The organism is Xanthomonas sp. LMG 8993 (genome assembly GCF_009835065.2).
Classification (GTDB): Bacteria; Pseudomonadota; Gammaproteobacteria; order Xanthomonadales; family Xanthomonadaceae; genus Xanthomonas; species Xanthomonas arboricola.
The window spans coordinates 1-25,765 of sequence record NZ_QVIF02000007.1 but is presented as its reverse complement, the minus strand read 5'-3'; the positions used below and the strand labels follow the sequence as shown (position 1 = coordinate 25,765).

The 25,765-nt window shown below is 68.0% G+C and carries 23 protein-coding genes, 1 other RNA gene and 1 pseudogene; 13 read left to right on the top strand and 12 right to left on the bottom strand.

The window, feature by feature from the left end; translation table 11 throughout:
- The first annotated feature begins 42 nt into the window (after positions 1-42).
- Entirely contained in the window at positions 43-285 is a 243-nt protein-coding gene (locus DYQ94_RS13660; RefSeq protein ID WP_024939760.1) for an RNA-binding S4 domain-containing protein, read from the top strand.
- Positions 282-602 (top strand): hypothetical protein, encoded by a 321-nt coding sequence (locus tag DYQ94_RS13655; protein ID WP_160954501.1) that lies wholly within the window; start codon positions 282-284, stop codon positions 600-602. Before DYQ94_RS13660 ends, DYQ94_RS13655 begins: the two co-directional genes overlap by 4 nt.
- Before the next feature lie 208 nt (positions 603-810).
- Here the strand turns inward: DYQ94_RS13655 and ubiM are convergent, their stop codons facing one another.
- The 6 genes from ubiM to DYQ94_RS13625 all read right to left on the bottom strand — a co-directional run bounded on the left by ubiM (position 811) and on the right by DYQ94_RS13625 (position 4,866).
- On the bottom strand, positions 811-1,989 hold the full coding sequence (gene ubiM, locus DYQ94_RS13650) for a 5-demethoxyubiquinol-8 5-hydroxylase UbiM (protein WP_160954502.1): 1,179 nt from the start codon (positions 1,987-1,989) through the stop codon (positions 811-813).
- A 31-nt stretch (positions 1,990-2,020) separates the two neighbouring features.
- A non-coding RNA gene (locus DYQ94_RS13645) (sX9 sRNA) lies at positions 2,021-2,096 on the bottom strand.
- Between the two features lie 200 nt (positions 2,097-2,296).
- Positions 2,297-2,698: an MAPEG family protein gene (locus tag DYQ94_RS13640; protein ID WP_065049842.1), complete on the bottom strand. Its 402-nt coding sequence runs from the start codon at positions 2,696-2,698 to the stop codon at positions 2,297-2,299.
- Between the two features lie 25 nt (positions 2,699-2,723).
- Positions 2,724-3,233: a DUF4019 domain-containing protein gene (locus DYQ94_RS13635; protein WP_047126840.1), complete on the bottom strand. Its 510-nt coding sequence runs from the start codon at positions 3,231-3,233 to the stop codon at positions 2,724-2,726.
- Positions 3,234-3,383: 150 nt separating this feature from the next.
- On the bottom strand, positions 3,384-3,632 hold the full coding sequence (locus DYQ94_RS13630) for a hypothetical protein (RefSeq protein WP_054591543.1): 249 nt from the start codon (positions 3,630-3,632) through the stop codon (positions 3,384-3,386).
- A gap of 64 nt (positions 3,633-3,696) precedes the next feature.
- Positions 3,697-4,866, bottom strand: coding sequence for a COG3904 family protein (locus DYQ94_RS13625; protein ID WP_126965918.1), 1,170 nt, complete (start codon positions 4,864-4,866; stop codon positions 3,697-3,699).
- A 148-nt stretch (positions 4,867-5,014) separates the two neighbouring features.
- Here DYQ94_RS13625 and DYQ94_RS13620 point away from each other — a divergent pair, with 148 nt between their 5' ends.
- From DYQ94_RS13620 to DYQ94_RS13605, 4 genes are read left to right on the top strand one after another with little or no spacing between them, the layout of a single operon-like run.
- On the top strand, positions 5,015-6,478 hold the full coding sequence (locus DYQ94_RS13620; protein ID WP_126965917.1) for an AlkA N-terminal domain-containing protein: 1,464 nt from the start codon (positions 5,015-5,017) through the stop codon (positions 6,476-6,478).
- Complete coding sequence (locus DYQ94_RS13615) at positions 6,475-7,017, top strand: methylated-DNA--[protein]-cysteine S-methyltransferase (protein WP_126965916.1); 543 nt, start codon at positions 6,475-6,477, stop codon at positions 7,015-7,017. The genes DYQ94_RS13620 and DYQ94_RS13615 overlap by 4 nt, the downstream gene beginning before the upstream one ends.
- Positions 7,018-7,053: 36 nt before the next feature.
- Positions 7,054-8,349: an alkaline phosphatase family protein gene (locus DYQ94_RS13610; protein ID WP_126965915.1), complete on the top strand. Its 1,296-nt coding sequence runs from the start codon at positions 7,054-7,056 to the stop codon at positions 8,347-8,349.
- Between the two features lie 43 nt (positions 8,350-8,392).
- The gene (locus DYQ94_RS13605) at positions 8,393-9,736 is read left to right on the top strand and encodes a chloride channel protein (RefSeq protein ID WP_054591548.1); all 1,344 of its coding nucleotides are present in this window, start codon (positions 8,393-8,395) and stop codon (positions 9,734-9,736) included.
- Between the two features lie 256 nt (positions 9,737-9,992).
- Here DYQ94_RS13605 and DYQ94_RS13600 read toward each other — a convergent pair whose 3' ends face one another.
- Complete coding sequence (locus DYQ94_RS13600; RefSeq protein ID WP_016904806.1) at positions 9,993-10,175, bottom strand: 30S ribosomal protein THX; 183 nt, start codon at positions 10,173-10,175, stop codon at positions 9,993-9,995.
- Between the two features lie 135 nt (positions 10,176-10,310).
- Complete coding sequence (locus DYQ94_RS13595; RefSeq protein ID WP_024939915.1) at positions 10,311-10,727, bottom strand: MerC domain-containing protein; 417 nt, start codon at positions 10,725-10,727, stop codon at positions 10,311-10,313.
- A gap of 163 nt (positions 10,728-10,890) precedes the next feature.
- On the opposite strand from DYQ94_RS13595, the gene DYQ94_RS13590 reads away from it, so the two are divergent.
- The 4 genes from DYQ94_RS13590 to DYQ94_RS13575 all read left to right on the top strand — a co-directional run bounded on the left by DYQ94_RS13590 (position 10,891) and on the right by DYQ94_RS13575 (position 17,792).
- Positions 10,891-12,957 carry a TonB-dependent receptor gene (locus DYQ94_RS13590; protein WP_054591549.1) on the top strand — a complete coding sequence of 689 codons (2,067 nt, stop codon included), beginning with the start codon at positions 10,891-10,893 and terminating at the stop codon, positions 12,955-12,957.
- A gap of 411 nt (positions 12,958-13,368) precedes the next feature.
- The gene (locus tag DYQ94_RS13585; protein WP_126965914.1) at positions 13,369-13,797 is read left to right on the top strand and encodes a MarR family winged helix-turn-helix transcriptional regulator; all 429 of its coding nucleotides are present in this window, start codon (positions 13,369-13,371) and stop codon (positions 13,795-13,797) included.
- Positions 13,794-15,017 carry an MFS transporter gene (locus tag DYQ94_RS13580; RefSeq protein ID WP_160954504.1) on the top strand — a complete coding sequence of 408 codons (1,224 nt, stop codon included), beginning with the start codon at positions 13,794-13,796 and terminating at the stop codon, positions 15,015-15,017. The genes DYQ94_RS13585 and DYQ94_RS13580 overlap by 4 nt, the downstream gene beginning before the upstream one ends.
- 399 nt (positions 15,018-15,416) lie before the next feature.
- Positions 15,417-17,792 (top strand): TonB-dependent receptor, encoded by a 2,376-nt coding sequence (locus DYQ94_RS13575; protein ID WP_160954505.1) that lies wholly within the window; start codon positions 15,417-15,419, stop codon positions 17,790-17,792.
- A 330-nt stretch (positions 17,793-18,122) separates the two neighbouring features.
- Here DYQ94_RS13575 and DYQ94_RS13570 read toward each other — a convergent pair whose 3' ends face one another.
- Together DYQ94_RS13570 and DYQ94_RS13565 are read right to left on the bottom strand one after the other, a co-directional pair.
- Entirely contained in the window at positions 18,123-19,154 is a 1,032-nt protein-coding gene (locus tag DYQ94_RS13570) for an aldo/keto reductase (RefSeq protein ID WP_126965911.1), read from the bottom strand.
- A gap of 153 nt (positions 19,155-19,307) precedes the next feature.
- Positions 19,308-20,519: an MFS transporter gene (locus tag DYQ94_RS13565; protein ID WP_126965910.1), complete on the bottom strand. Its 1,212-nt coding sequence runs from the start codon at positions 20,517-20,519 to the stop codon at positions 19,308-19,310.
- Between the two features lie 100 nt (positions 20,520-20,619).
- On the opposite strand from DYQ94_RS13565, the gene DYQ94_RS13560 reads away from it, so the two are divergent.
- The gene (locus DYQ94_RS13560; protein WP_016902329.1) at positions 20,620-21,534 is read left to right on the top strand and encodes a LysR family transcriptional regulator; all 915 of its coding nucleotides are present in this window, start codon (positions 20,620-20,622) and stop codon (positions 21,532-21,534) included.
- A 912-nt stretch (positions 21,535-22,446) separates the two neighbouring features.
- Here the strand turns inward: DYQ94_RS13560 and DYQ94_RS13555 are convergent.
- Entirely contained in the window at positions 22,447-22,650 is a 204-nt protein-coding gene (locus tag DYQ94_RS13555) for a hypothetical protein (protein WP_024939907.1), read from the bottom strand.
- Between the two features lie 222 nt (positions 22,651-22,872).
- Between DYQ94_RS13555 and DYQ94_RS13550 the strand changes: the two genes are divergently transcribed.
- Complete coding sequence (locus tag DYQ94_RS13550) at positions 22,873-23,781, top strand: AraC family transcriptional regulator (protein ID WP_043088272.1); 909 nt, start codon at positions 22,873-22,875, stop codon at positions 23,779-23,781.
- A gap of 113 nt (positions 23,782-23,894) precedes the next feature.
- Here the strand turns inward: DYQ94_RS13550 and DYQ94_RS13545 are convergent, their stop codons facing one another.
- On the bottom strand, positions 23,895-24,368 hold the full coding sequence (locus DYQ94_RS13545) for a (R)-mandelonitrile lyase (protein WP_024939905.1): 474 nt from the start codon (positions 24,366-24,368) through the stop codon (positions 23,895-23,897).
- Between the two features lie 169 nt (positions 24,369-24,537).
- Between DYQ94_RS13545 and DYQ94_RS13540 the strand changes: the two are divergent.
- Positions 24,538-25,186: pseudogene (locus DYQ94_RS13540) on the top strand (LysR substrate-binding domain-containing protein); the annotation flags it as partial.
- Positions 25,187-25,765: the final 579 nt, after the last annotated feature.

Sequence of the window (25,765 nt, the reverse complement as noted above, 5' to 3'; positions counted from 1 at the left end):
CGACGGGCGGATAATCGCCGTCTTCCTGTCACCGAGCGCACCATGCAATTTCTGGAATTCGACCTGGACGGCGAGTACATCGAACTCAACCAGTTGCTCAAGCTGGCGGGTATTGCCGACAGCGGTGGGCAGGGCAAGGCGATCGTCGCCAGCGGCGCGGTCAGCGTCGATGGCGTGCAGGAACTGCGCAAGACCGCCAAGATCCGCCCCGGCCAGTGCGTGCAACTGGACGATGTGGAGATCCGCGTGCTGGCGCTGGACCCCGATGCGGAGCCGGCAGAATGAGCGTGGTGCAGGTCAGCTGGCGCAACAACGCGCCCTCGGCTGAAGACCCGGACCACGATGTCTATATTTTCTCGATCGACGTCGATTCACCCACGCCGTTCTGGTTCGAGCAGTCGATCCGTGGCGGTCACGCCGAGCGTGGCGGTTGCAGCATGCTGGCCTTGCACGAGCTGGAAGCCTGGCCCGGCGGCTGGCGCGCAGACGTGACCAAGGCCGGCTGCGCCTGGGTCATTCCACTGTTGGAAGACGCCTTGCGCAGCGGCGATGCGCGCACCGCGATCGATGCGATTCTTGCGCGGATCAACACGCCGGCCTGATGGCTGCGTGCCCGACTGCGGCGCGCCTGACGAAAGCCGACCTCATGCAAATCCGGTCTGATCGAGCCCGATTGCCGCAAGAGCACCTGCGAGCGAGCCGCTGACCGCATTGCCCGCCCGCATGTCGAACACCGTTACAAGCCACTGCGCGTGAGGACCACAGCGCAGCGCTGCACGCACTGCGCCTCCCTGCTCCCACTTCGATACGTCAGACGCTGCGCTGGGTCAGATGCGCCGCAATCGCCTGCTTGAACGGCGCCACCGCATGCGCCGCACGCAAGGCACCACGTCGCAGCAGGCGGGCCGGCGCACGGTCGTCGGTATACAGCGCGGCCAATGCGTTGGTCGCTTCATACAGCGGCCGCGTCGCCAGCCGGTGCGCCCGCTCGTAGCCCTGCAGCAGGGCCACAGCCCCGATGTCGCGCCCAGCGGCGGCAGCGGCGCGCACACGCTCGGCCAGGCGCGCCTGGCTCTGCAATCCGAAATTGAAGCCGTGCGCGGTGACCGGGTGCATGCCCACCGCCGCATCGCCGATCAGCGCGGCACGCTCGGCGATCAAGCGTTGCGCATAGGCCGCCACCAGCGGATACGCATGCCGGCTGCCGTCCTGCTGCATCGGCCCGAGCCGATGCTCGAACGCCTCGGTCACCGCCGCACTGAAGTCCGCCGCCTCCATCGCCAGCAAGGCCTCCACCTGTCGCGGCGGCAGGGTCAGCACCGCACCGGCGCGATTGCCCTGCAGCGGCAACAACGCCAGCGTCTTGCCGTAGCCAAACCACTCCCAGGCAGCATGCCCGTGCGGCAGCGCATGCCGCATCCGGCACACCAGCATGGTCTTGCCGAAATCACGCAGCTGCGCACCGATGCCGAGCAGGCGCCGGGCGCTGGAAAAGCGACTGTCGGCCGCCACCAGCAGGCGCGCCGATACCGTTTCCCCATCGGATAACTGCAGCACCACGCGGTCGCGCTGCTGCTGCACGGCCTGCAGCGTGCACGCACAGCGCATCTCCAACGCAGCTTGCGCCTGCACCGCCTGCCAGGCCGCGCGACGGACCAGATGATTGGGCACCAGCCAGCCCAGATCGCCGGCACCACGCGCGGAGGCGGCGAAGGTCAGCGCGAAGTGCGAATGTCCGTCCATGACGCGGGCGTCGCGCAGCGGCGAGATCGCATCGGCGGGAAATTGCGGCCAGATGCCCAGTTGCTCCAGCAACGCACGCGAGGCATGGGTCAGCGCGATTTCGCGTCCGTCGAAGGCCGGCTCGGCCAGTTGCGCGCGCGGCTGCTGGTCGACCACCAGCACCGACAGGCCACTGCCGGCCAACGACCGCGCAAAACTCAGGCCGACCGGCCCGGCACCAATGACTGCGACATCCACCGATTGCATGCCACGCTCCTTCACCACCAAGACCCAGAGGAGCTAACAAGACCTCGCATGCAATGGTCAGCTGGATGCGGTCGGCGCAAAGCAACCGGCATGTCCGCGTGGCACCTGCCGCATCGGGCACGCACACCTGGCGGTGAGCGCAGCCGTCTTGGTAGCGGCTCTCAGTTTAATGGCAGTGGTGCTGGCCGGACTTGATCAGGATCAAGCAGTGACCGAACCAGGCAGCCCAACGCAGTCGCAGGCGCGATCTGTCGCTGCGTTTTCTCAGCCACTCACCACAGGCTGCGCGCACGCAGCCCGGCCTGCGTCACCAGCCCAGCAACGCCCGCACCAGCTTGACGATGCCCCAGAACGACACCACCCAGATTGCGCTGCGCAGGTAAGGAATGCCTGCCGCATACGCCGGCACGTAAGCCACGCGCGCCCACAGGTACAGCTGCACGCCCAGTGCGGTGTCTGCATTGGTACGCCCGGCAACGCTCACCGCCAGTACCGCAGCAGCGAAGATCGGGAACGTCTCCTGATAATTGCGGAAGGCGCGATCCAGCCGCGCCGCGACGCCGGTCAGGGGCTTGGGGTCGCCATCGCGGGCGCTGGCATTCCATTTGGTCCCGCGCTGGGCGGTCATGCTGGCCGAGGCGGCCAGCAGTTGCACCAGACCGAGCACCATGGCCCAGCCCAGCATCTGTAGTTCGATGGTCAGTTCCACGCGGGTCTCCCGATGAGCTGCAAGATCACTTGATCGACGCGCGCAGGCTGTAGCCGGCAAGCCGCCAGGTCTTGTCCTCGTCCAGGCGGAAAGACACCAGCTCGCGCACCGGCTGCTGGGCCTTGGCAAACCGGGTCGGGAAGCTGACGTTGACGTACAGGCCTTCGGGCACCTGCGCGCCGGCAGCGTATTTGACCCGTGTCACCGAGCCCTGCCCGCGTCCGACCACCGCCCCCAGCCGCGCACGTTCGGCGCCGATCTGGCTCACGAAGACATCGCGCTTGACCGCGGTCTTGGCGACGCTGGAGGCGCCATCCCACAGTGAGGCCACCTGGTTGGCATCGACCATCTGCGCCACCCGCAGTGCCGCCTGGGTCATCTCGGTGTTCTGTTTGGTCAGCTGCGCCTGCTGCGCCGGGCTGGCCGTGGGCGCCGCCTGGGGAGCGGCGGCCGGACGTGCAGCCGTCTGCGGCTGTTGTGCCAGGACCAGCGAGGGAGCCAACAGCAGTGCGGCAAGCAGACGAGGACGGAACATGGGGCAGATGACCTTGTGCTTAGCAAACGGATGGGAACCGCCGCAGGGTTTGCGGCGAGTGCGGCAGTTTAAGACCTGCGCTGCATGGTGAGGTGAGTGTGCAAGCGACGCGCGAGCCGGGTGCCGGGAACGCACGCCTTGACTCAAAAATCAGATGTCGCCGCCGGGCGGAACCGCCGCGACGCCGCGTGGCCGCCACAGTCGCCAACTGACCCACAGTGCGCGCGCGATGGCCGCGATCAGGGCCGCCAGGCTCAGCCACACCGCCAGCGTCGCCGGCCACTGCACATGGCTGGCCGCAGCGATCACCTGCAGCAGTTCGGCCACGCCAAACCCGGCCAGCACCAGCAGCGCCGATGGCAGGTATGCCAGCGCAACGCCCTTCGTCTTTCCAAGCATGTCGCCCCCCGGCTCCGTGGTATGCCGCGACCATAGGCAGCCGGCAGTGCGGTGGGTGTGAAGCTCAGCCCTCGCCCTGGGCGGGGTCCGTTGCGGGCTCGGCAGCCGACTCTGCGGCCGGTGCCGCAGTTGGCGCTCCTGCCTCCGCGTCGGCCGCCGGCGCGGCCTGCGCTGCGGCGGTGGCCGGCAGCGCGGCGGCATCGGTTTCGGCCAGCGGGCTTTCTTCCGGGCAGGCCGCATCCGGGAAGCCGAAGCGCTGCTTCAAGGCCAGGCCGCAGGCATTGACCGCCTCCAGATCGGCGCCCTCGCCCTTGCACTTCTGGTCGAAGGCAACCAGAAACGCGTCCTTGCGGCGCACGAAGGCGTCGCCGCACTTGCGCATCTGGCGGATGCGCTCCAGGTCGTCCTGCACCGCGTTGGTGCCATCCAGCCCGTACTCGCGCAGCTCGTCCATCGTCAGCAGGCGCAGGCTGCGGTTGGGCACGGTCATCATCAGGTCGGCCACCGCCACCGCCACGCCGTTGCGCTCCAGATAATCCTTGACGTTGCCGTAGACCTCGCGCAATTCGCGATTGAGTTCCGCGCGCGAGGTGGCCTTGGAACTGATCCGCATCATGCGATGGATGCCGACCTTGCCGGCCACCAGCCGGTTGTCGCCGGCGGCCAGCACGAACACGCAGGCGCTGTGGCAGATCGAGCCTTCGCGCACCCAGATGGTCCAGTTGGATTCGCCGATGACATCGCCGGCGCGAATCGCTGCTTCCACCTGCCCGCCGCTGGAATCCAGGTCCAGGATGCGATGCGGCAGCCGCAGTTGCTCGGCCACCGCGGCCAGCCGCCACACCAACGCAGCAAAGCCGGCGTTGATCTTGCCGGCGTAGCGCACCCGCAGCAGGCCGGTGTCGCGACACGGCGCCAGCGCCGCCTCCATGCTGGCGCGGTCCAGCGCCGGCAGCAGCGTGCCGTCGCCGGCTTCGCTGCTGTAATCGGTGGCGCAACTGATCCAGGCCTTGCCCGCGTCCAGCTCCGCCTGCGGCCAGCTGGCTTCGCCGGCCTGTGCACGCGGCCGCGGCGGCGCCACCGGCTCGGGCGTATCCACCGACACCATATGGTCGCCATCGCCCTGCCCCGCGCCACTCTGTTGCGTCGCGGCGGCATCGGCCGAGGTGCTGGTGCGGTCGCAGGCCGCCAGCGCCAGCACGCATGAAAGGGACAGGCAGAGCAGTTTCAGCATAATGTCAGGCAACGGACCGCGACGGAGATCACCCTCAGTCTATGGCTGAATGGGCGAAGCGTTTGACCCTGCCATGAACGCGGCGGCCCGGTGCAACCCTGTCCGAAAACGGCCAGCCGGGGTCGGGGCGAGCGCATAGACTGGCGCCATGCAGACCGTCACGCCCGACCGACTCCAATGCGACCGCGCCCGCCTGGCGCGCGATGCACGCTTCGACGGGCTGTTCTTCACCGCGGTGCGCAGCACCGGCATCTACTGCCGCCCGGTCTGTCCGGCGCCGCCGCCCAAGCCGGGCAACATCAGCTATTACCCCAGCGCGGCGGCAGCCAGTGCCGCCGGCTACCGGCCCTGCCTGCGCTGCCGCCCCGAGCTGTCGCCGCAGGCGCAGCAGCATCTGGGCGAAGAGAGCGTGCAACGCGCACTGGCGATGATTGCCGACGGTGCCCTGCAGGAGCAGCCGGTGCAGACCCTGGCCGACGCAGTGGGCCTGAGCGCACGCCAGCTGCAGCGGCAGTTCGTGCAGCAGCTCGGTGCCACCCCGATCCAGGTGCACGGCACGCGCCGGCTGCTGCTGGCCAAGCAACTGCTGACCGAGACCGCATTGCCAGTCACCGAGGTCGCGCTGGCGGCCGGCTTCAACAGCCTGCGTCGCTTCAATGCCGCATTCCTGGAAGGCTGCGGGATGCCGCCATCGGCGCTGCGCAAGCAGCGTGCCGAGGTCCCGGGTGGCGAGTTGACCCTGCGCCTGGGCTACCGCCCGCCGCTGGATCTGCCGGCGATGCTGGCATTCCTGCAACGCCGCGCGATTCCCGGCATCGAGCAGGTCGACGCCAGCGGCTACCGGCGCGTGATCGGCACGCCGGGCAACGCAACGCTGATCGAGGTCAGCGCGGCGCCGCAGCGTGCGGAGTTGCTACTGCGCATCGGCGCCACCGACCCGCGCCAGATTCCGCAGATCGTGCGGCGGGTACGCCGCCTGTTCGATCTGGATGCAGACCTGCAGGCGGTGCACGCCACGCTGGCGACCGAGCCGCTGCTGGCCGAGGCGATCGCGCGCCGCCCCGGGCTGCGCGTGCCGGGTGGCTGGGACGGTTTTGAAGTGGCCGTGCGCGCCGTGCTGGGCCAGCAGATCAGCGTGGCCGGCGCGGCAACGCTGGCGGCGCGGCTGGTCGACCGGCATGGCGGCCATCATCTGGAGATGCCGCCCGGCCTGGACCGCATCTTTCCGACCCCGGCACAGCTGGCCGAGGCGCCGCTGGAACAACTCGGTCTGCCGCGGGCGCGCGCGGCCACGCTGCGGGCGCTGGCCTCGGCCTGCGCGCAAGGGCAGCTGCATTTCGGCGCCGGCCAGCGCCTGTCCGAGTTCGTCGCCGCCTGCACCGCGTTGCCCGGTATCGGGCCGTGGACCGCGCATTACGTCGCCATGCGTGCGCTGTCGCATCCGGACGCGTTTCCGGCCGGCGACCTGATCCTGCAGCAGGTGCTCGGCACGCCCGAGCGCCTGAGCGAGCGTGCCACCGAAGCGCGCTCGCAGGCCTGGCGGCCGTGGCGCGCCTACGCCGTATTGCACCTGTGGCATCTCGCTGTCGATCGCAAGGACACCCGCTCATGAGCACGTTGTATTACGACACCTTTCCCTCGCCGATCGGCGCGCTCAGCGTGGCCGCCGATGCTGCCGGCGTGCACCACATCCTGTTCGCGCAGAACCGCTACGACGCGGTCGGCCGCGCGCGTTGGCAGCACGACCCCGATGCGCCGTTGGTGCGCGAGGCGCGCGAGCAATTGCTCGACTATCTGTATGGCGGGCGGCGCAGCTTCGACCTGCCACTGGCCCCGACCGGCACGCCGTTTCAGCTGCAGGTCTGGCATACGCTGGCGCAGATTCCGTTCGGGCAGACCTGGAGCTATGCGCAACTCGCGCACGCGGTGGGACGCCCGGCCGCCAGCCGCGCGGTCGGCGCTGCCAATGGGCGCAATCCATTGCCGATCGTGCTGCCCTGCCACCGCGTGATCGGCGCCAATGGTGCGCTGACCGGCTTCGGCGGCGGTCTGCCGACCAAGCAGGCCTTGTTGCAGATGGAAGGCTGGTCACCGCGCCAGGGCGCAGCGGCCGACGATCTGTTCGCCGCATCCGCCGCCGGCACGCGCTGACTTCGCGACGTCATTGCCAGGCCGTAAACTGGCGCGATGATCGATCGACGTTTTGTGTTTGCCGCGCTCGCACTGCTCGCGGCCTGTAGTTCTCACGCCCCTTCGCGCAGTACGCCAGCGCCCGCCCCGGCGGCGCCCGCGTCGGCCGGCGCACCGCACAGCGATGTACCGCACAGCGTGCTGCTGATCTCCATCGACGGGCTGCGCGCGGACATGCTCGATCGCGGCATCACACCGAATCTGTCTCAACTGGAACACGACGGCGTACGTGCGCGCTGGATGACGCCGTCGTACCCGTCGCTGACCTTTCCCAATCACTACACGCTGGTCACCGGCCTGCGCCCGGACCACCACGGCATCGTGCACAACAGCATGCGCGATGCGACGCTGGGCGGCTTCTGGCTGAGCAAGCAGGATGCCGTCGGCGATGCGCGCTGGTGGGGTGGCGAGCCGCTGTGGGTAGGTGCGGAAACCCATGGCCTGCATGCCGCAACCTGGTCGTGGCCGGGCAGCGAGGCGGCGATCGGCGGCGTGCGCCCCACGCGTTGGCGCCATTACGAAGAAGGCACCAGCCTGGACACGCGCGTGGACGAAGTGCGGGGCTGGCTGGCCGCCTCCGGTGCCGACCGCAACCGCCTGGTCACGCTGTATTTCGAACACGTGGACGAAGCCGGCCACGACCACGGCCCGGAGTCGCGCGAATACGCCGACAACGTGCGTGCGGTGGATGGCGCGATCGGCCGGCTGCTGGCCGGCATGCAGCGCGACGGCACGCGCGAGCGCACCAATATCGTCGTGGTCTCCGACCACGGCATGGCCGAGGTGGCGCCCGGGCATGCGATCAGCGTGGAAGACATGGCGCGCCCGGACATCGCCACTGCCGTGACCGACGGGCAGGTGATCGGCTTTGCGCCATTGCCGGGACAGCAGGCCCGCGCCGAAGCCGGCCTGCTCGGTGCGCATGCGCAGTACGACTGCTGGCGCAAGACGGAGCTGCCGGCACGCTGGCACTACGGCACGCATCCGCGCATTCCGCCGATCGTGTGCCAGATGCACGAAGGCTGGGATGCACTGTTCCCGGACAAGCTGGCCAAGCGCCCGCGCGATCAGATGCGCGGCTCGCACGGTTTCGATCCGGCGCTGCCGTCGATGCGCGCGGTGTTCCTGGCGCAGGGCCCGGATCTGGCGCAGGGCAAGAGCTTGCCGGGTTTCGACAACGTCGATGTGTATGCGCTGATGACCCGGCTGCTGGGCATTCCCGCCGCGCCCAATGATGGAAATCCCGCCACGCTGCTGCCGGCCCTGCGCGTGCCGCCGGCCGCCGGTCGCTGAGTGACGCGTCGCGGCCGCGCTGCGCGGATGCGACAATGGTGCCATGTCTGCTCCTGATCCCTCGCCGCGCCGGCTTCGGCTGCGGCCGTTGTTGTCCAGCCAAGGCTGGCGTCGTCGCGCCGCACTCTGGGGCGGCGCAATCGCAGTAGCACTGGTGGCGATCGTGTTCGCCAAGGCCAGCGACGCCGCCTTCCAGTTGTTCCAGCGCATCACCGCGCATTCGATCTGGTGGGCACTGCTGCTGACGCCGGGCATCTTCGCCCTGCTGGCCTGGCTCACCTCCGGCGCGATGCGGCCGACGCGCGGCAGCGGCATCCCGCAGGTCATCGCGGCGCTGGAACATGACGACGCCGCATTTCGCCAGACCAATCTGTCGCTGCGCGTGTCGATCGGCAAGCTCGCCCTGACCACCCTGTCGCTGCTCGGTGGCGCCTCGGTCGGACGCGAAGGCCCCACCGTGCATGTCGGCGCCAGCCTGATGCATGTGTTCGGGCGCTGGTTCGGGTTTCGCGATCCGCGCGAGCTCTCGCATTTTCTGCTCGCCGGCGGCGCGGCCGGTATCGCCGCGGCGTTCAACACGCCGCTGGCCGGGGTGGTGTTTGCGATCGAGGAATTGAGCGGGCGCTTCGAGCACCGCTTCTCCGGCACCTTGCTGACTGCGGTGATCGTCGGTGGCGTGGTATCGCTGGGCCTGCTGGGCAACTACACCTACTTCGGCAAGGTGGCGGTGGCCCTGCCGCTGGGCCAGGCCTGGCTGGCGATCGCGCTATGCGGCAGCGTGGCCGGCCTGCTCGGCGGCATCTTCGCGCGCCTGGTGCTGGCCAGCGTCAGCGGCAAACCGCGCTGGCTGGCAACGCTGCGCCAGCGCCATCCGGTATTGCTGGCCGCGCTGTGCGGGGTGGCCTTGGTCGGGCTGGCACTGGTGTTCGGGCAAGGCGCGTTCGGCACCGGCTACGAGCAGGCGCGCAGCCTGGTGCAGGGCCATGCAGTGGTCGGCCACGAATTCGGGCTGATGAAGCTGGTGGCCAACCTGGTCTCCTACCTGGCCGGCATTCCGGGCGGGCTGTTCTCGCCGGCGCTGGCGGTGGGTGCCGGCATCGGTCACAACCTGTCTGTGCTGATGCCGGGCGTGGACCCGCGCACCTTCGTGCTGCTGGGCATGTGCGCATACCTGACCGGCGTGACCCAGGCGCCGTTGACCTCGGCGGTGATCTCGCTGGAACTGACCGACACCAGCCAGATGCTGTTGCCGATCCTGGCCACCGTGCTGATCGCGCGCGCAATGTCCGGGCTGGTGTGCAAGACGCCGATCTATCGCGGCCTGGCCGAACAGTTGCTGGCGCCGACGCCGTCCCGCACCTCGCCGGCTACGGCGACGACGCACTGAACATCCCAGGCGGGAGAGCGGCGCAGGGCCGACCGACCGCAGTGTGCAGCTGCCGGCCGTGACCGCCGCGCATTGCGGCCGGCGCTGCCGTGCCATGCGCGAACCGACGCCAGCGGCGCGCAGGTCGCCGCTTCGACGCAGGCCGGTAGCGGAATGGCTGCTCGGGCGAGCGCTGCAGCGCGCGTCTGCGCCGATGCCGGACATAAAAAAACGCGGCGCAAGCGCCGCGTTCTGGTGTCGCGAAGCGGGCTAGGGATCAGCCGGCCTTGGCAACGGTCTTCTTGGCAACAGCCTTCTTGGCCGGCGCCTTGACCACGCCCTTCTTGGCAACCGGGGCAGCTGCACCCACGACAACCTTGCTCACCGCGTGCGAACGCGAATTGCCGTAGCTGGAATTGTAGCGCTTGCCCTTGGCGGTCTTGCGGTCACCCTTACCCATGTTCGTCGACTCCTGAATGTGAATACTGAATACAAAATCCCCGCGCTGAACACGGGTCTGGCGAGGTTTACGCCGGCGGCGCCCTCGCGCAAGGCCGGCAAGCCTACCACGTAGGCCCTGCCCGCGCAGCCCGGGCTAGTGCGCGCAGCTGGCGTCGTGGACGTGGGCGTGCCCGTGGTTCAGACGCAGGTTGACCAGGTGGGCGATGCCGACCAGCGCGCCGCCGAGCGTCATCACCACTGCATGCGGCACCACCGCGTGGTGCAAGGGGTCGTAGAGCAGGCCGGCCCACAGCAGCAACAAGCCCGGCAGCAACAGTGCCAGCGCGTGCAGCGCCTTGTGGCGGCGATAGCCCAGCACCAGGCTGAACAGCCCCAGCAGCGTCACGAACACCACGATGGCCAGTTCGACCCCATCGCCCAGCCAGAACGACAGGCCCAACGACGGGGCCAGGGCCAGCACCAGCGGCAGCACCGCGCAATGCACGGCGCATAGCAGCGAACCGGTCGCACCGAAGCGGTCGAGCACATGGCGAAGGGACGGTAGAGGCATGACTTCCAGCAGGGGCTCGCGGCGACGTGGAATAATATAACATCTTCCTTGTTCCAGACCCGCACCGCTGCATCGCGCAGGTGAGCGGGTCCTGCCGTCGGCACAGCAGCCAAGCTGCGCCTTATCATTGATATACAGTAACAATCACAGAGTCCGGCCCGCCATGCACCCTCGCCTCGCTTTCTCGTTCCGCCGCTCCACGCTCTCGCTGGCGCTGACCAGCCTGCTGACGCCCGCCCTGGCCATGGCCGAGGACGCACCGGCAGCCGCCGACCCGCAGACCCCGCCCAGCTCGGACACGCGCCACGACGCCACCGCTTCCAGTGGCCGCCATGTCAAGGACCTGGACAAGGTCGTGGTCACCGCCAGCCCGTTGCGCGATGCGGCCGGCGAGTTGAGCCGCCCGGTCGAGGTACTGGCCGGCGAGCGTCTGGACGAGGTACGCAGCTCCAGCCTGGGCGAGACCGTGGCCAGCCTGCCCGGCGTGCAGAGTTCCAACTTCGGCCCCGGCGTCGGCCGGCCGATCATCCGTGGCCTGGACGGCCCGCGCGTGGCGGTGCTGCGCGATGGCCTGTCGACCCAGGACGTGTCCACGGTCAGCCAGGACCATTCCCCGGCGATCGAGCCGTTCCTGGCCAACCAGATCGAGGTGCTCAAGGGCCCGTCCACGCTGCTGTACGGCTCCGGCGCGATCGGCGGCGTGGTCAACGTGGTCGACGGGCGCATTGCCGAAACCCCGGTGGACGGCTTCAGCGGCCGCGCCGAAGTGCGCTTCGACGGCGGCGACAAGGACGGCAACACCGACATGTTCCGCGTCGATGCCGGCAATGGCAGCGGCCTGTCGATCCATGCCGACGGCGTGTACCGCAACCAGAACGATTACGACACCCCGCAGGGGCGCCAGCTCAACAGCTGGATCGACTCCAAGGTCGGCTCGGTCGGCGCCTCGCTGTCCGGCGACTGGGGTTTCGTCGGCCTGTCGGCCTCGCGCTTCCGTGACAACTACGGCAACCCCGGCGAGCCGGGCGACCCGACGATCGGCGAGCGCGGGGTGTCGTTGAAGCTGCAGCAGGACCGCTACGACCTCAAGGGCGGGCTGACCGATCCCTGGGGCGAAGGCAGCGCGCTGCGCTACAGCTTCGGCCACACCGATTACGCGCACACCGAATTCGAAGGCGCCGAAGTCGGCACCGTGTTCACCAAGCGCGCCAACGAAGGCCGCGTGGAAGCGTCCTTCACCTTCGGCGGCGGCTGGCAGACCGCATTCGGCCTGCAGGGCAGCGACACCACCTTCCAGGCGATCGGCGAGGAATCCTTCGTGCCCAAGACCGACACCCGCTCGCTCGGCGTGTTCGGCGTCGCGCGCAACAGCTGGGAGCGCGTCACCGCCGAAGTCGGCGCGCGCGTGGACAAGGTCAAGTACCGCACCGACATCGGCGTGGACCGCGACTTCACCCCGACCAGCTTCTCGGCCAGCGGCGGCTTCCGTTTCAACGAACAATGGCGCCTGACCGCCAACCTCGACCACGCCGAACGCGCACCGGCCGAGGAAGAGCTGTTCGCCAACGGCCCGCACATCGCCACCCTCGCCTACGAGATCGGCGATGCGGATCTGAAGACCGAAAAGGCCAACCAGGCCGAGCTGGGCCTGAACTTCCAGAACGCATGGGTGGATGCCAAGATCGCCGCGTACTACAACCGCTACAACGACTTTGTCTACATCGTCGATACCGGCGGCCAATGGTTCAACGAAGAAGACAACGACTTCCTTCCGATCCGCCAGTGGACGCAGAACGATGCGGTCTTCCACGGTTTCGAGGGCGAGGCCACCTTCCATCTGGCCGACAACGACACCGGCGCGTGGGATCTGCGCGTGTTCGGCGACACCGTGCGTGCGCGCCTGAAGGATGGCGGCAACCTGCCGCGCATCGCACCGGGCCGCGTCGGCGCGCAGATGCGCTGGAACGCCGATGCATGGCGCGCCTCGCTCGGCGCCACCCGCACCATGAAGCAGGACAAGGTGGCGGTGAACGAAACCCCGACCGACGGCTATACCTTCGTCGATGCGCATCTGGCCTACCACGTGGACCGTGGCAGCAACGCGTGGGAAGTGTTCCTGGACGGCAACAACCTGACCAACCAGGACGCCCGCGTGCACACCTCCTTCCTCAAGGACGACGTGATGCTTCCCGGCCGCAGCGCCTCGTTCGGCGTGCGCCTGTTCTTCTGACGGTACCTCTCTCCCGCCGTCATAAGCGAGGCCGCCTTCGGGCGGCCTCGTCATGTCCGGCGGCGGGGCTGCCGGCCTCGGCGTTCTGCAGTGCTGCGCGCAGCGGCGGGGCGATGGCAGCCCTGCCCTGCAATGCTGCTCGCAGCGAATAGCCGATGCGCTGCATTGCACGGGCTGGCTAGACGCCCCGCTCACCAATCAAGCTCGATGCCGCTTGCCGGCGTCGGCCGATAGCAAGGCTGCCGGTGCACACCAACGCATGTGCCAGCGCCGTCATTGCCGCGGGTCGGGCGGTCTTCCCACGCAGACTCGATCGGTCCTGCTTCGACGGACAAGCGCCCCACATTCGCCACGCGCTTGCCAATAGGTGCATATGCACGCAAAGTGCGAGCATCCTCGTGGAGCATCGCCATGTCCGGGACCGGCCCCTGCACCTGCTTCCAGCTGCGCCGCACCGCACGGCGTACCTCGCAGCTGTACGACCATGCCCTGGCGCAGGTAGGCCTGAGCCTCAACGAGTACTCGATCCTGCGCCGGCTGGTCAGCGCACAGCCGTTGGGCGCGTTGGCGCACTCGCTGGGCATGGATCGCACCACGCTGACCCGCAATCTCAAGCCGCTGCTGGCGGCGGGCTGGGTGCAGGCACGTCGCGGCGAGGATGCGCGCCAGAAACTGGTGGTATTGAGCCGCAGTGGGCGCGGGCTGCTGGTGCGCGCCCTGCCGCATTGGCAACGCGCACAGAAGCAGCTGGAAACGCTGTTCGGCAGCGCTTCCACCGCGCAGCTGCACGCCACCTTGATGCAACTGGATGCGGCCCTGGACGCGGAGGCAGCGGCATGAGCACGTCTGTGAGCGCCCGCACCGGCGCGCAGTGGGGATTGCTGCTCACCGCCTCGGCCATGCTGATGCTGACGATGGGCGCACGCCAGACCACCGGCCTGTTCGTGGAGCCGATCCATCGCCAGACCGGGATCGGCATCGCGTCGATCAGCTTCGCGCTGGCGGTGGGGCAACTGGTCTGGGGCGCGGTGCAGCCGGTATTCGGCGCGATCGCCGATGCGCGCGGGCCACTGCCGGTGCTGCTGTTCGGCGGCGTGCTGTTGTCGCTGGGCCTGGGACTGAGCCCGTGGCTGGCCAGCGAGTGGGGCCTGATCGTCTCGCTGGGCATCCTGGCTGCCGCCGGTGCGGGCGCCGGCAGTTTTTCGGTGCTGATCGGTGCCACTGCCAGCCGGCTCGCACCGGAGCGGCGTTCGTTCGCAGCCGGGCTGATCAATGCCGGCGGCTCGCTCGGCCAGTTCGTCTTTGCGCCACTGGTGCAGCTGATGATCGGCGCCGCCGGCTGGGCCAGGGCGATGACCGGCCTGGCAATGATCTCCTTGCTGACCTTGCCGCTGGCCTGGCCGCTGCGACGCAGATCGCCGCCGCCGGGCACGCACATGCCGATCGCAAACGACGACATCGGCCTGCGTGCGCAACTGCAGGTTGCCCTGCGCGATCGCAGTTACTGGTGCCTGCATCTGGGCTTTTTCACTTGCGGGGTGCATATCGCGTTTCTGGTCACGCACCTGCCCGGCGAGATCGCGCTCTGCGGCCTGCCCGCCAGCGTGTCGGCGGTGTCGATCGCGTTGATCGGCCTGTTCAACGTGGCCGGCAGCCTGGTCGCCGGCAAGCTCGGCGAACGCATCCGCATGAAGTGGCTGCTGTGCGCCTTGTATGCCAGCCGTGCGGTGCTGATCGGCTTATACCTGATCGCGCCGCCGACGCCGCTGACCTTCTACCTGTTCGCCGCGGCACTGGGCTTTACCTGGCTGGGCACGGTGCCGCCGACGGCGGGCTTGATCGGCAAACTGTTCGGCCCGCGCTACCTGGGCACCTTGTTCGGCCTGACCTTGTTGTCGCACCAGATCGGCGGCTTCTTCGGGGCGTGGCTGGGCGGGCTGGCGCTGGAGCGCTTCGGCGATTACAGCTGGATGTGGTACGCCGACATGCTGCTGGCAGTCATCGCCGCACTGATCAACCTGCCAATCCGCGAAGCCGCGCCGGTACGCGCAGCAGCGTAAAGCAGGCGCAAGCGCGCGCATGCCCGCAGCGACATCGCTGCGCCATTGCACGGTGCCTGGCAGCGCATACGCAAAAGCCATCGTGCCGCGACGATGGTTCGCATCAGCTGCCGCTGTGGTGCGCGTTGGAACGACCCACACGCAATCCGATAGCGACACACGTGCACTGCGCACGCGCTGTCTGGCGCCTTGCCGCATTGATCGATGGCGAGCATATCGCCTGCACCGAGTGCCGCAGCGCACAACAGCTTTTGCCGGCAACTCCGTTAGAACAACAGCGCGACGTGTGTCGCTGCGTTGCGCGACCGGCCACTGTGACGTGCTGCCGGTCACCCTTTGGCGGCGCGTGTACGACGCGCGCATTGCCGCCAGCTGCGACGTCATCCCAGGAGAGCTTTCATGACCGCATCGATGCCCCGCTATGCCCTGTCCCTTGCCATCGGCGCCCTGCTTGCGCCTGCCGCGCATGCGCAGACGTCCACCGCCGAGCCGCGCAGCGAGGCCACCACGCTGGATGCAGTGATCGTCAGCGGCACCGCGCGCTTCAAGGGCCTGGCCAAGCGCGATGCCAGCTTCTCGATCACCACCGCCAGCCCGGAGCAGATCCAGCAGGCCGTGCCGCAGAGCACTGCGGACCTGCTGAAGATCGTGCCCGGCGTATGGGCCGAGCCCAGCGGTGGCGGCACCGGCGCCAATATCTTCGTGCGCGGCATACCATCCGAAGGCGATGCGCCGTTCGTGACCATGCAACTGGATGGCTCGCCGCTGTTTCCGCCGCCGACCCTGTCGTTCCTGGAAAATTCCACGCTGTTTCGCGTCGACGACACGGTCGAGCGCATGGAGGTGTTGCGTGGCGGCTCCAGCCCGATCTTCTCCAACGGTCAACCGGGCCTGACGGTCAACTTCATCCAGAAAAAAGGCCAGGACGAGCCCGAAGGCAGCGTACGCCTGACCGGCGGCAACAACGCGCTGCGCCGCATCGATGTCTTCAACAGCGGGCCGATGGGCAATGGCTGGTACTACAGCGTGGGCGGTTTCTTTCGCGAAACCGACGGCGTGCGCGACCCGCAGTTTTCCGCCGACAAGGGTGGCCAGTTCAGCGCCACCTTGAGCAAGCGCTGGGACAGCGGCGAGCTGTCGTTCTACGCGCGGCATACCGACGACAACAATGCCTTCTATACCGCCATTCCGCTGCTGTCGCGCAACAACGGCAACGACCTGTCCAGTTTCCCCGGTTTGAATGCGCAGACCGGCACCCTGCTCGGCCGCGACTTCCGCAATGTCGACCTGCTAGTCGGGCCGGATGGACAGACCATCCGTCGCGATCTGGCTGACGGCCGCGGCGTCAACATCGATGTGTTCGGTGGCGAACTTAACTGGGAGACTGGCGACTGGACCATTGCCGACCGCTTCAACGTGATGAGCGGCAGCGCACCGACCTATGCGTTGTTCACCGGCGATGCGCCGGTGCGATTGAGCGATTTCATCGCCAGTTACGGCACTACCGGCAGCGGTAGCTTCACCAATGGCGGCGGCGTCGTCGATCCGAATCAGCAAGTGCTGGAAGCCGGCTGGTGGTCGGTGGACAAGCGCCTGAATTCGGTCACCAACGATTTGCGCCTGAGCCGCGAATTGTTTACGGGCAACACGCTCACCGTGGGTGCGTACTATGCCAAGTACTCCTCGGCCGACACCTGGTACCTGGGCAACACCATGCTGCTTACCGCGCAGAACAACGCGCGCCGGATCGATCTGGCGCTGGACAACGGCCAGCAGGCCACGCGCCAGGGTTTCACCAGCACCGCGTTCTTCAACCTGCGCGCCAACTACGATGGCGAGAACATCGCCGCCTTCGTCGCCGACGAATGGGAGCTCAACGCGCGGCTGCGCCTGGACCTGGGCGCCCGCTACGAACGCCAGAGCGTCACCGGCGATGTGCACGACACCGCCACCGTCGATCTGGACGGCAACCCGGACACGCTGTACGACAACGCCACCTCGCTCGCCCTGGCCAGCACGCGCCGCATCGACCAGGACGATGAGGCGTTCTCCTGGACGGCGGGGCTGAACTTCACGCTCGATACCCACAACAGCCTGTTCGCACGCGTCAATTCAGGGGTGAAGTTCCCCGGCTTCGACAATCTGCGCGATGGCCAGAATCGCGTGCAGGAAGTGGATCAGTACGAACTCGGGCTCAAGTCCGGTGCCAGCAGCTACGACCTGTACCTGACCGCGTTCTACAACACCTTCAAGAACTCGCCGTTCCAGGCGTTCCTGGCCAATGGTGAAAACTTCACCACCGTTGGCGACTCGCGTGCGCGCGGGCTGGAGGTGGAAGGTGCCATCCGCCCGTTCGGCGGCTTCGAGCTGGCCGGCACCGGGGTGTGGCTGGATGCCAAGTACCGCAACTACCGCGAGTTCACCGGCAACCAGGTGATGCGCCAGCCCAAGCGCCAGTTCCGCATCACGCCCAGCTATTACTGGATGCTGCCGTTCGGCGACCTCAAGGTGTTTGCCACCTATTCCTACATCGGCGACCGCTTTGCGGACCTGGCCAACAGCCAGCGGCTGCCGTCCTACGACATGCTCGACATCGGCGCCAACCTGCATGTGGGCGAGCACTGGGAAGTGACCGCCAGCGGCAGCAACGTCACCGACACGCTGGGCCTGACCGAAGGCAATGTGCGTGTCCCGGGTGCAGCGACCGGCGGCGTGTTCATGGGCCGGCCGATCGCCGGACGGCAGTACCAGATGTCGGTGGCGTATCGCTGGTAGGCAAGCCAAGACGTCATCCCGCGCGGCAGCCCACGGCTGTCGCGCGGTCCACGTCCGAGCGCGCGGCCACGTCCTTGGACGCGCAACGCGGAAACGCAGGCGCGGCGCATGCCTGCCTGTGCCAGTGGTCCAGCTGCTACGCCTTCGCGGCCATGCGACCACTGCGCTTTCTCACCGCCGGCATCGGCTGCGCAACCGCGCACCGGGAGCCGATCGACGCCCTGTCGCATCCGCCATTCAACCCGGATGCGCTCTTCCGGCTCTTTCGAGACATCAAGGTGCCCTGTCCCGAGGTAGTTCCGCGCACGGCACGGCCATTGTGATGCGGCATCACACCGGCAGCGGGCTGCGTTCGGCAAAGTGCCCGCGCCAGTACGGGTAGTACGGATACGGTGGCTCCACCGCGCTCACCGCATCCAGGCGCGCGCGTTGCGCGTCCGTCAGCGACCAGCCCACCGCGCCCAGGTTCTGGCGCAGCTGCGCTTCGTCACGTGCGCCGATCAGCACCGTGCTCACGGTGGGCCGTTGCAGCAGCCAGTTGATGGCGATCTGCGGCACGCTGCGGCCGCTCTCGTCGGCAATCGCGTCGAGCACATCGACGATGTCGAACAGGCGCTCGTCGCTGATCGCCGGGCCGGCGGCCGCGGTGGCATGCAGGCGACTGTGTTCGGGCAATGCCTGGCCGCGGCGCAGCTTGCCGGTCAGGCGCCCCCAGCCCAGCGGACTCCACACCACCGCGCCCACGCCCTGGTCGATGCCCAGCGGCATCAGCTCCCATTCGTAGTCGCGCCCGGCCAGCGAGTAATAGGTCTGGTTGGCGACAAAGCGGCTCCAGCCCTGCGCATCGGCCACCGCCAACGACTTCATCAGCTGCCAGCCGGCGTAATTGGACGCGCCCAGGTAGCGCACCTTGCCGGCGCGGACCAGCCCATCCAGCGTGGACAGGGTTTCTTCCACCGGCGTCATCGCGTCGAAGGCATGCAGCTGCAGCAGATCGATATAGTCGGTGCGCAGGCGTCGCAACGAGGCATCCACCGCACGCAACAGGCGGAAGCGCGAGGCGCCGGCGTCGTTGGCCCCATCGCCCAGGCGCAGGCCGGTCTTGGTCGAGAGGATCACCTGATCGCGGCGGCCCTGCAGCGCCTGGCCGAGGATCTCTTCAGAGGCGCCGTCCGAATACACATCGGCGGTGTCGAACAGGTTCAGGCCCGCCTCCAGGCACAGGTCGATCATGCGCTGCGCCTGCGCCACATCGGTATCGCCCCATGCAGAAAACAGCGGCCCCTTGCCGCCAAAGGTACCGGCCCCCAGACCGAGCACCGGCACCTTGAAACCGGAACGGCCGAGAAAACGTGTCTCCATCGCAATGCTCCTTGAAACCGAAGGAAAATCCGCGCGCTGGCGGTCGATCCGGCCACGCGCGATGCCAGGCGCCAGGCTCCGCTCGCCGATCACCCGCGCGAGCGCGCAGGGCTGCCGGTTGCGCGGTCACTGCGCTCGTGCCTAAAAAACGAATCAACCCGCCTGCGCGCACACGCCCGGCGCGGCGGCACGCCGGCGTTGCAGTTGCACGCTCCACAACGCGATGCCCAGGCCGAGCGCGCTCAACAGCGCGGCGACCCACGGGGTGGCGACCAGGCCGGCATGGGTGGCGATCACCACACCGCCCAGCCAGGCGCCCAGCGCATTGCCCAGATTGAACGCGGCAATATTGAGACTGGAAGCCAGGTTCTGGCCGGCACCGCGTGCATGCTCGAGCACGCGCAACTGCAGCGGCGCCACGGTGGCGAAGGCGGCCACGCCCAGCAGCCCGACGAACACCACCATCGCGGTCTTGTTGTGCAGGACCAGGCCCATCGCGGCGAGCACCACCACCAGTGCCGCCAGGCTGCCCAGCAACGCGGCGGTGGGGCGCCGGTCGGCCAGACGCCCGCCCAGCAGATTGCCCACGATCATGCCGACGCCGAAGACCAGCAACACCGGCGAGACCGCCGTCTGCGCGAAACCGCTCACGTCCACCAGCAACGGCTGGATATAGGTGAATACCGCGAAGACGCCGGCATAGCCCACCACCGTAATCGCCAGGGCCAGCAGCACCTGCCCGCGTCCCAGCACCGCCACTTCCTGACGCCACGACACCGGCGCGGCCGCGCCTGCGTTCGCCGGTACCCACAGTGCCACCGCGGCCGTGGCCAGCACGCCGACGACCGCAACCGCCCAGAACGTCGCCCGCCAGCCCAGCTGCAGACCCAGCCAGGCGCCGGCCGGCACGCCCAACAGGGTGGCCACGGTCAGGCCGGCAAACATCAGCGAGATCGCCGAGGCACGGCGCTCGGCCGGGACCAGCGAGGTGGCCACCACCGCGCCCACGCCGAAGAAGGTGCCGTGCGCCAGCGAGGTCAGCACGCGTGCGATCATCAGGCTGGTGTAGTCCGGCGCCAGCGCGCAGGCCACGTTGCCCAGGGTGAAGATCGCCATCAAGCCGACCAGCACCGCCTTGCGCGGCAGCCGCGCACTGGCCAGCGTCAGCACCGGCGCCCCGACGAACACGCCCAGCGCATAGCCGCTGATCAGCAGGCCGGCGGCGCTGAGCGACACGCCCAGGTCGGTGGCCACCTGCTGCAGCAGGCCCATGATCACGAACTCGGTGGTACCGATGCCGAAGGCACCGATGGTCAGCGCCAGCAGCGCTGGCGGAAAACGGGAAGAACGCGCGGAAGCGGACATGGGCATGGACCAGGGAAGACAACCCACAGCCTGCGCTCCAGCGTCCTAAGCAAAAACCCCTGTTATCCTGATTCACTATCAAGCAATCATTGAGAATCGCATGGACCGCCTCGGCGATATCGCGCTGTTCCTACGCGTGCTCGATTCCGGCTCGATCACCGCCGGTGCGCGCAGCCTGGACCTGTCGGTAGCGGTCGCCAGCCAGCGCCTGAAGCGGCTGGAGCGCGACCTGGGCGTGCGCCTGCTGCACCGGACCACGCGCCGGCTGCACCCCACCCCCGAAGGCCAACGCCTGGCCGAGCGCGGCCGCGTGCTGGTGCAGGATCTGGACGCGCTGGCCGACGATCTGCGCGAGAGCGCACACGCGGTCGGCGGCATCCTGCGCATGACCATGTCGGCCTCGTTCGGGCGGCAATACGTATCGCCCTTGCTGCCGGAATTCCAGGCCCGTCACCCGCGCGTGCACATCAGTGCGCACCTGAGCGACGACCTGGTGGACCTGGTCAAGCAAGGCTTCGACCTGGCGATCCGCATCGGCCCGCTGGACGACTCCGGGCTGGTAGCGCGGCGCATCGCCGACAACCGCCGCACCCTCGCCGCCTCGCCCGACTATCTGCAGCGCCATGGCACCCCGCGCACGCCGGACGACCTGGCCGGGCATGCCGGCGTGCTGCTGATGGGCCGCGACGGCCGCCAGGATGTCTGGCAGTTGCAAACGCCCGAGGGCGGCCTGGTACGCGTGCGCATGCAGAGCCGCTTCGAAAGCAATTTCGGTGAGTTGATCCGCGATGCGGCCGTCGCCGGCCAGGGCATCGCGCTGCATTCGTACTGGCATATCGCCGAGGAGCTGCGCAACGGCCGGTTGGTGGAGGTACTCCCCGATTACCCGCCGCCAACCTCGCAGATCAACGCGGTGATGCCGGCGCGCCAGCTGCAGCCGCCGCGTGTGCGTGCATTCGTGGATTTTCTGCAGGAACGCCTGGGCGAAGTGCCGCCGTGGGAGCTTGGCGGTTGAACGCGAGCGCGTTGCTTGCGTTTGCCGGTCCTTGCTGGACGTGGATCGATGCGTGGCTGCTAATCAACATCTTGGTTGATTAGTGGCTGGATTCGGTCGAGTCGCGCTGTCGGATCAGTGGTAGCCGGCGATCTGCGAGTTTGCTGCAGGGCCCCTGCCCGCTCACCACCGCGGAGCACGTTGCAAGCCGGAGAGCCCGATATGGGGGGTTGCGGATAGATCAGTTGTAAGGAAGGCGATCTGCCGCCTTGCTGCAGGGCCCTTGCCCCCCACCCTCGCAGCACACGCCGCAAGGTGGGGTGGACGATCTACGGCGTTGCGGATAGCTCAGCTGTAAAGCGGGCGATCTGTAGCTTGGCTGCAGGGCCCTTGCCCGCCTACCCTCGCGGGACACGCCGCAAGTACGTCCCTGTAGGCTCTTACACGGCATCCATGCCGCGTAAGGTCCCGCGACGGTAGGCGGGCAAGGACCTGTCTAGATGGTCGGTGTGCACGATTAAAAGCAGTGCCAGGTGCGCGTTGTTTGATGCCGATGTGCCAGCTCAACGCCCGATGCATCTCTAACGACAACCAGTCGGGATGGTCGGTGCGCATGGGCAAGCGCAGTGCGTCATGTGCATTTGGATAGCGATGTACCTGCGCGGCCCAACAGTCAACGACCAATGCACTTCGCGCGACAAGCAGCTCTTATGCGAGCGCCGACCACCTTTCTGGTGCGGTGTCCTCGCCGGTTGCGGGACCCTTGGCGGCGTGGATGCCGCCAAGGAATCTCCACGGACGGATTCACGGCGTGTCCCGCAAGTGGTGAGGGCACCGCACACTCGACTCACCAATCAGCAAAATGCGTGCGGCAGCCACGTTGACACCGTCGCTCTAGCGTCAAGGATGTGGTTGGCGTCCTAGCGGCTCCGTTTAGCGTCCCGCACGCAGCAAGCGCCGGTGCAATCCACGCCGCTGCGCTTCGCTGAGCAGATGCCCATGCGTGTTCAACAATCCCAGAATCTGCTGATGCGCTTGCGCCGTGCGGCGCGCAAGTTCGGCCGTGGCGGCGGCCTCGAGCGCCTTCCAGTCGGCCGGGCTTGCCGGTGCGGGGATGGTCGAACGTTTTGCGGGCATGGGACGGGGTGGTCACGGGAACAGACACCCATGATACGGCGCGTGTGTGAGCGCAGGATCGTGTCTGGCCTGCGATTGTCGGGCGTCGGTCGCGCGGGCCTGACAGCCTGTGCCGGCGCCAACTTGCCGCTGCTGCGGCCGGCATGCGGGCTCCATGACGGTGGGTCTTGTACGATCGACGGCATCGCGGCCGAGCCGCCTGGTGCCACCGCCGAGTCCTGCATGTCCGCCTTGACCGAGATGACCGACATCCTGCTGCGCCATGCTCCTGGCGACGGCATGCACGCCACCCGGATTGCCGGGCTGCAGATCATGCGCAGCGCCTCGCCCACCGTGTCGGTGCCCACGGTCTACACGCCGATGTTGTGCCTGGTGGCGCAAGGCCGCAAGCAGGCGATGCTGGGCGCGGCGGCGTATCTCTATCACCCGCAGATGTATCTGGTGGCCTCGGTGGATCTGCCGATCGTCGGTTCGGTGATCGAGGCCAGCGCCGCGCAGCCGTATCTGTGTTTCTGCCTGGATCTGGACACCGCCGTGCTGAGCGACCTGGCCGTCAGCCACCCGGAGCTGGTGGAGCCGCAACGCGATGCGGCGCAGGCCGGCTTGTTGCTCAACCACAGCACCCCGCCATTGCAGGACGCTGCAGTGCGGCTGGCGCGTCTGCTCGATCAACCGCAGGAGATCGCCGCGCTGGCACCGCTGGTCCTGCGCGAAGTGCTCTATCGCCTGATGGCCGATCCGGCCAATGCGGTGGTCCGCCAGATGGCCATCGCCGACAGTCGGCTCAACCAGATTTCCAAAGCCATTGTCTGGCTGCGCGAGCACTACGCACAGCGCTTCCGCATCGAGCAGATCGCCGATCTGTCGGCAATGAGCCGCTCCACCTTTCATGCGCATTTCAAGGCGGTCACCTCGATGACGCCGCTGGAATATCGCTCGCATCTGCGCGTGCACGAAGCGCGCCGGCTGATGCTGGCCGAAGCGCTGAATGCCGCCGATGCCGGCTTTCGCGTCGGCTACGAGAGCGCCTCGCAATTCAGTCGCGACTACGCACGCATTCTCGGCGCGCCGCCCGCACGTGACGCGCAACGGTTGCGTGCCGGGGCACAGGCTGCGACACAAGCGGCGTAAGCTCATTCGTGCGCAGTGACGCAGCGGAGCCTAGTCACGCGCTCCTGCACTAAGCGACATGCATCACCTACGATGACGCGGCAGACCGCACCACGTCATCGTTGAGCGCCGTGTCACTCGGCCGCGTACTGCGCCTCGCTGACCTGCTCCAGCCAGGTCACCGGCGAGCCGTCCTGCGCTTCGGCGATGGCGATATGCGACATCGCCACCGTGGCGTTGGCACCGTGCCAGTGCTTGACGCCCGGCGGAATCCACACGATGTCGCCCGGGCGGATCTGCTGCGCCGGCTTGCCCCATTCCTGCACGCGCCCGGCACCGGCGGTGACGATCAGCGTCTGCCCCAGTGGGTGGGTGTGCCAGGCGGTGCGCGCGCCAGGTTCGAAAGTCACCGTGGCGCCGCCCACCCGCGCCGGCGCGTCGGCCTGGAAGGGCGCATCGATGCGCACCTTGCCGGTGAAATAGTCGGCCGGGCCGGCCGCAGATGCGGCGCCACCGGCCTTGCTCACCCTGATCGCCTGTTGCTCTTCACCACCGGGCGTGACGGCGGCCATCATCGACAGCGACATCGCAGTTGCGAACAGATTCATGGCAGTGCTCCTCGATCCAAGTGCCTGCACTGTAGCGCGCGTGTGCGCCGGCATTACCCGGGCAACCGCGCATGCACCTAGAAACACAGCGCATCAATGCGGCAATGACATCTCAGATTTGAAGCCATCACGCACCATCGCGCATGATGCAGCGGCATGAATGGCATGCGCGCTCACCGACTTCCGCGACAAGCCGGCCGGCACCATCCGTATCACCACCGCCGGCCACGCCGCCGATGCCTATCTCTGGCCGGGGTTGTCGAACGTACTGCCCGACTATCCCGACCTCAAGATCGAGGTCACCGTCGATTACGGGCTGGCCGACATCGTTGCCGAGCGCTACGACATCGGCATCCGGCTGGGCGACCAGGTCGCCAAGGACATGATCGCGGTGCCGATCAGCCCGGTGCAGCGCATGGCGGTGGTGGCGGTGCCGGACTACTTCGTGCACCACACCATCCCCGCCGCGCCGGCCGAGCTGGCCCGGCACAACTGCATCGGCTTGCGCCTGCCCACCCATGGCGGCCTGCTGCCTTGGGATTTCGAAAAGGACGGCCGCGAGGTCAAGGTGCGCGTGGACGGCCAATGGACCTTCAACGGCAGCAGCGCCATCCTGCCTGCCGCGTTGGCCGGCGGCGGACCCGCGTTCTTGCCGGAAACCATGGCGCTAGGGCACATCGCCGCCGGCCGGCTACGCCGCGTGCTGGAGGACTGGTGCGAGCCGTTCGATGGCTCACGCCTATTACCCCAGCCGCCGCCAATCCTCGCGCGCAATCAAGGTAGTGATCGATGCGTTGCGGCACGACCTGGCGCGCTGACACGCCCGTATAGGAGCGTGCCTGCGCGCGACCAGGCCTTCTCGGTAGCGCCCCATCGCGCGCGGGCACGCTCCTACGACAGCGTCGGCTTGCGGACGGGTTGAAGGGGTGATCGATGCGTTGCGGTACGACCTGGCGCGCTGACACGCCCGAGTAGTAGCGTGCCTGCGCGCGACCAGGCCTTCTCGGTAACGCCCCATCGCGCGCGGGCACGCTCCTACGACAGCGTCGGCTTGCGGCCGGGCTGAAGGGGTGATCGACGCATTGCGGCACGATCTGACGCGCTGACACACCCGTGTAGGAGCGTGCCTGCGCGCGACCAGGCCTTTGTCGGTAACGCCCCATCGCGCGCGGGCGCGCTCCTACGACAGCGTCGGCTTGCGGACGGGTTGAAGGGGGTGATCGACGCGTTGCGGCGCGCTCCGGCGCGGTGACACGCTTGTGTAGGAGCGTGCCTGCGCGCGACCAGGCCTTCTCGGTAACGCCCCGTCGCGCGCGGGCACGCTCCTACGACAGCGTCGGCTTGCGGACGGGTTGAAGGGGGTGATCGACGCGTTGCGGCGCGCTCCGGCGCGGTGA

What these genes read in the sequence shown, in the direction of transcription:
- DYQ94_RS13660 (WP_024939760.1), top strand. Translation starts at nt 43, where the DNA reads ATGCAATTTCTGGAATTCGACCTGGACGGCGAGTACATCGAACTCAAC.
- DYQ94_RS13655 (WP_160954501.1), top strand. Translation starts at nt 282, where the DNA reads ATGAGCGTGGTGCAGGTCAGCTGGCGCAACAACGCGCCCTCGGCTGAA.
- ubiM (WP_160954502.1), bottom strand. Translation starts at nt 1,989, where the DNA reads ATGCAATCGGTGGATGTCGCAGTCATTGGTGCCGGGCCGGTCGGCCTG.
- DYQ94_RS13635 (WP_047126840.1), bottom strand. Translation starts at nt 3,233, where the DNA reads ATGTTCCGTCCTCGTCTGCTTGCCGCACTGCTGTTGGCTCCCTCGCTG.
- DYQ94_RS13630 (WP_054591543.1), bottom strand. Translation starts at nt 3,632, where the DNA reads ATGCTTGGAAAGACGAAGGGCGTTGCGCTGGCATACCTGCCATCGGCG.
- DYQ94_RS13625 (WP_126965918.1), bottom strand. Translation starts at nt 4,866, where the DNA reads ATGCTGAAACTGCTCTGCCTGTCCCTTTCATGCGTGCTGGCGCTGGCG.
- DYQ94_RS13620 (WP_126965917.1), top strand. Translation starts at nt 5,015, where the DNA reads ATGCAGACCGTCACGCCCGACCGACTCCAATGCGACCGCGCCCGCCTG.
- DYQ94_RS13615 (WP_126965916.1), top strand. Translation starts at nt 6,475, where the DNA reads ATGAGCACGTTGTATTACGACACCTTTCCCTCGCCGATCGGCGCGCTC.
- DYQ94_RS13610 (WP_126965915.1), top strand. Translation starts at nt 7,054, where the DNA reads ATGATCGATCGACGTTTTGTGTTTGCCGCGCTCGCACTGCTCGCGGCC.
- DYQ94_RS13605 (WP_054591548.1), top strand. Translation starts at nt 8,393, where the DNA reads ATGTCTGCTCCTGATCCCTCGCCGCGCCGGCTTCGGCTGCGGCCGTTG.
- DYQ94_RS13600 (WP_016904806.1), bottom strand. Translation starts at nt 10,175, where the DNA reads ATGGGTAAGGGTGACCGCAAGACCGCCAAGGGCAAGCGCTACAATTCC.
- DYQ94_RS13595 (WP_024939915.1), bottom strand. Translation starts at nt 10,727, where the DNA reads ATGCCTCTACCGTCCCTTCGCCATGTGCTCGACCGCTTCGGTGCGACC.
- DYQ94_RS13590 (WP_054591549.1), top strand. Translation starts at nt 10,891, where the DNA reads ATGCACCCTCGCCTCGCTTTCTCGTTCCGCCGCTCCACGCTCTCGCTG.
- DYQ94_RS13585 (WP_126965914.1), top strand. Translation starts at nt 13,369, where the DNA reads ATGTCCGGGACCGGCCCCTGCACCTGCTTCCAGCTGCGCCGCACCGCA.
- DYQ94_RS13580 (WP_160954504.1), top strand. Translation starts at nt 13,794, where the DNA reads ATGAGCACGTCTGTGAGCGCCCGCACCGGCGCGCAGTGGGGATTGCTG.
- DYQ94_RS13575 (WP_160954505.1), top strand. Translation starts at nt 15,417, where the DNA reads ATGACCGCATCGATGCCCCGCTATGCCCTGTCCCTTGCCATCGGCGCC.
- DYQ94_RS13570 (WP_126965911.1), bottom strand. Translation starts at nt 19,154, where the DNA reads ATGGAGACACGTTTTCTCGGCCGTTCCGGTTTCAAGGTGCCGGTGCTC.
- DYQ94_RS13565 (WP_126965910.1), bottom strand. Translation starts at nt 20,519, where the DNA reads ATGTCCGCTTCCGCGCGTTCTTCCCGTTTTCCGCCAGCGCTGCTGGCG.
- DYQ94_RS13560 (WP_016902329.1), top strand. Translation starts at nt 20,620, where the DNA reads ATGGACCGCCTCGGCGATATCGCGCTGTTCCTACGCGTGCTCGATTCC.
- DYQ94_RS13555 (WP_024939907.1), bottom strand. Translation starts at nt 22,650, where the DNA reads ATGCCCGCAAAACGTTCGACCATCCCCGCACCGGCAAGCCCGGCCGAC.
- DYQ94_RS13550 (WP_043088272.1), top strand. Translation starts at nt 22,873, where the DNA reads ATGTCCGCCTTGACCGAGATGACCGACATCCTGCTGCGCCATGCTCCT.
- DYQ94_RS13545 (WP_024939905.1), bottom strand. Translation starts at nt 24,368, where the DNA reads ATGAATCTGTTCGCAACTGCGATGTCGCTGTCGATGATGGCCGCCGTC.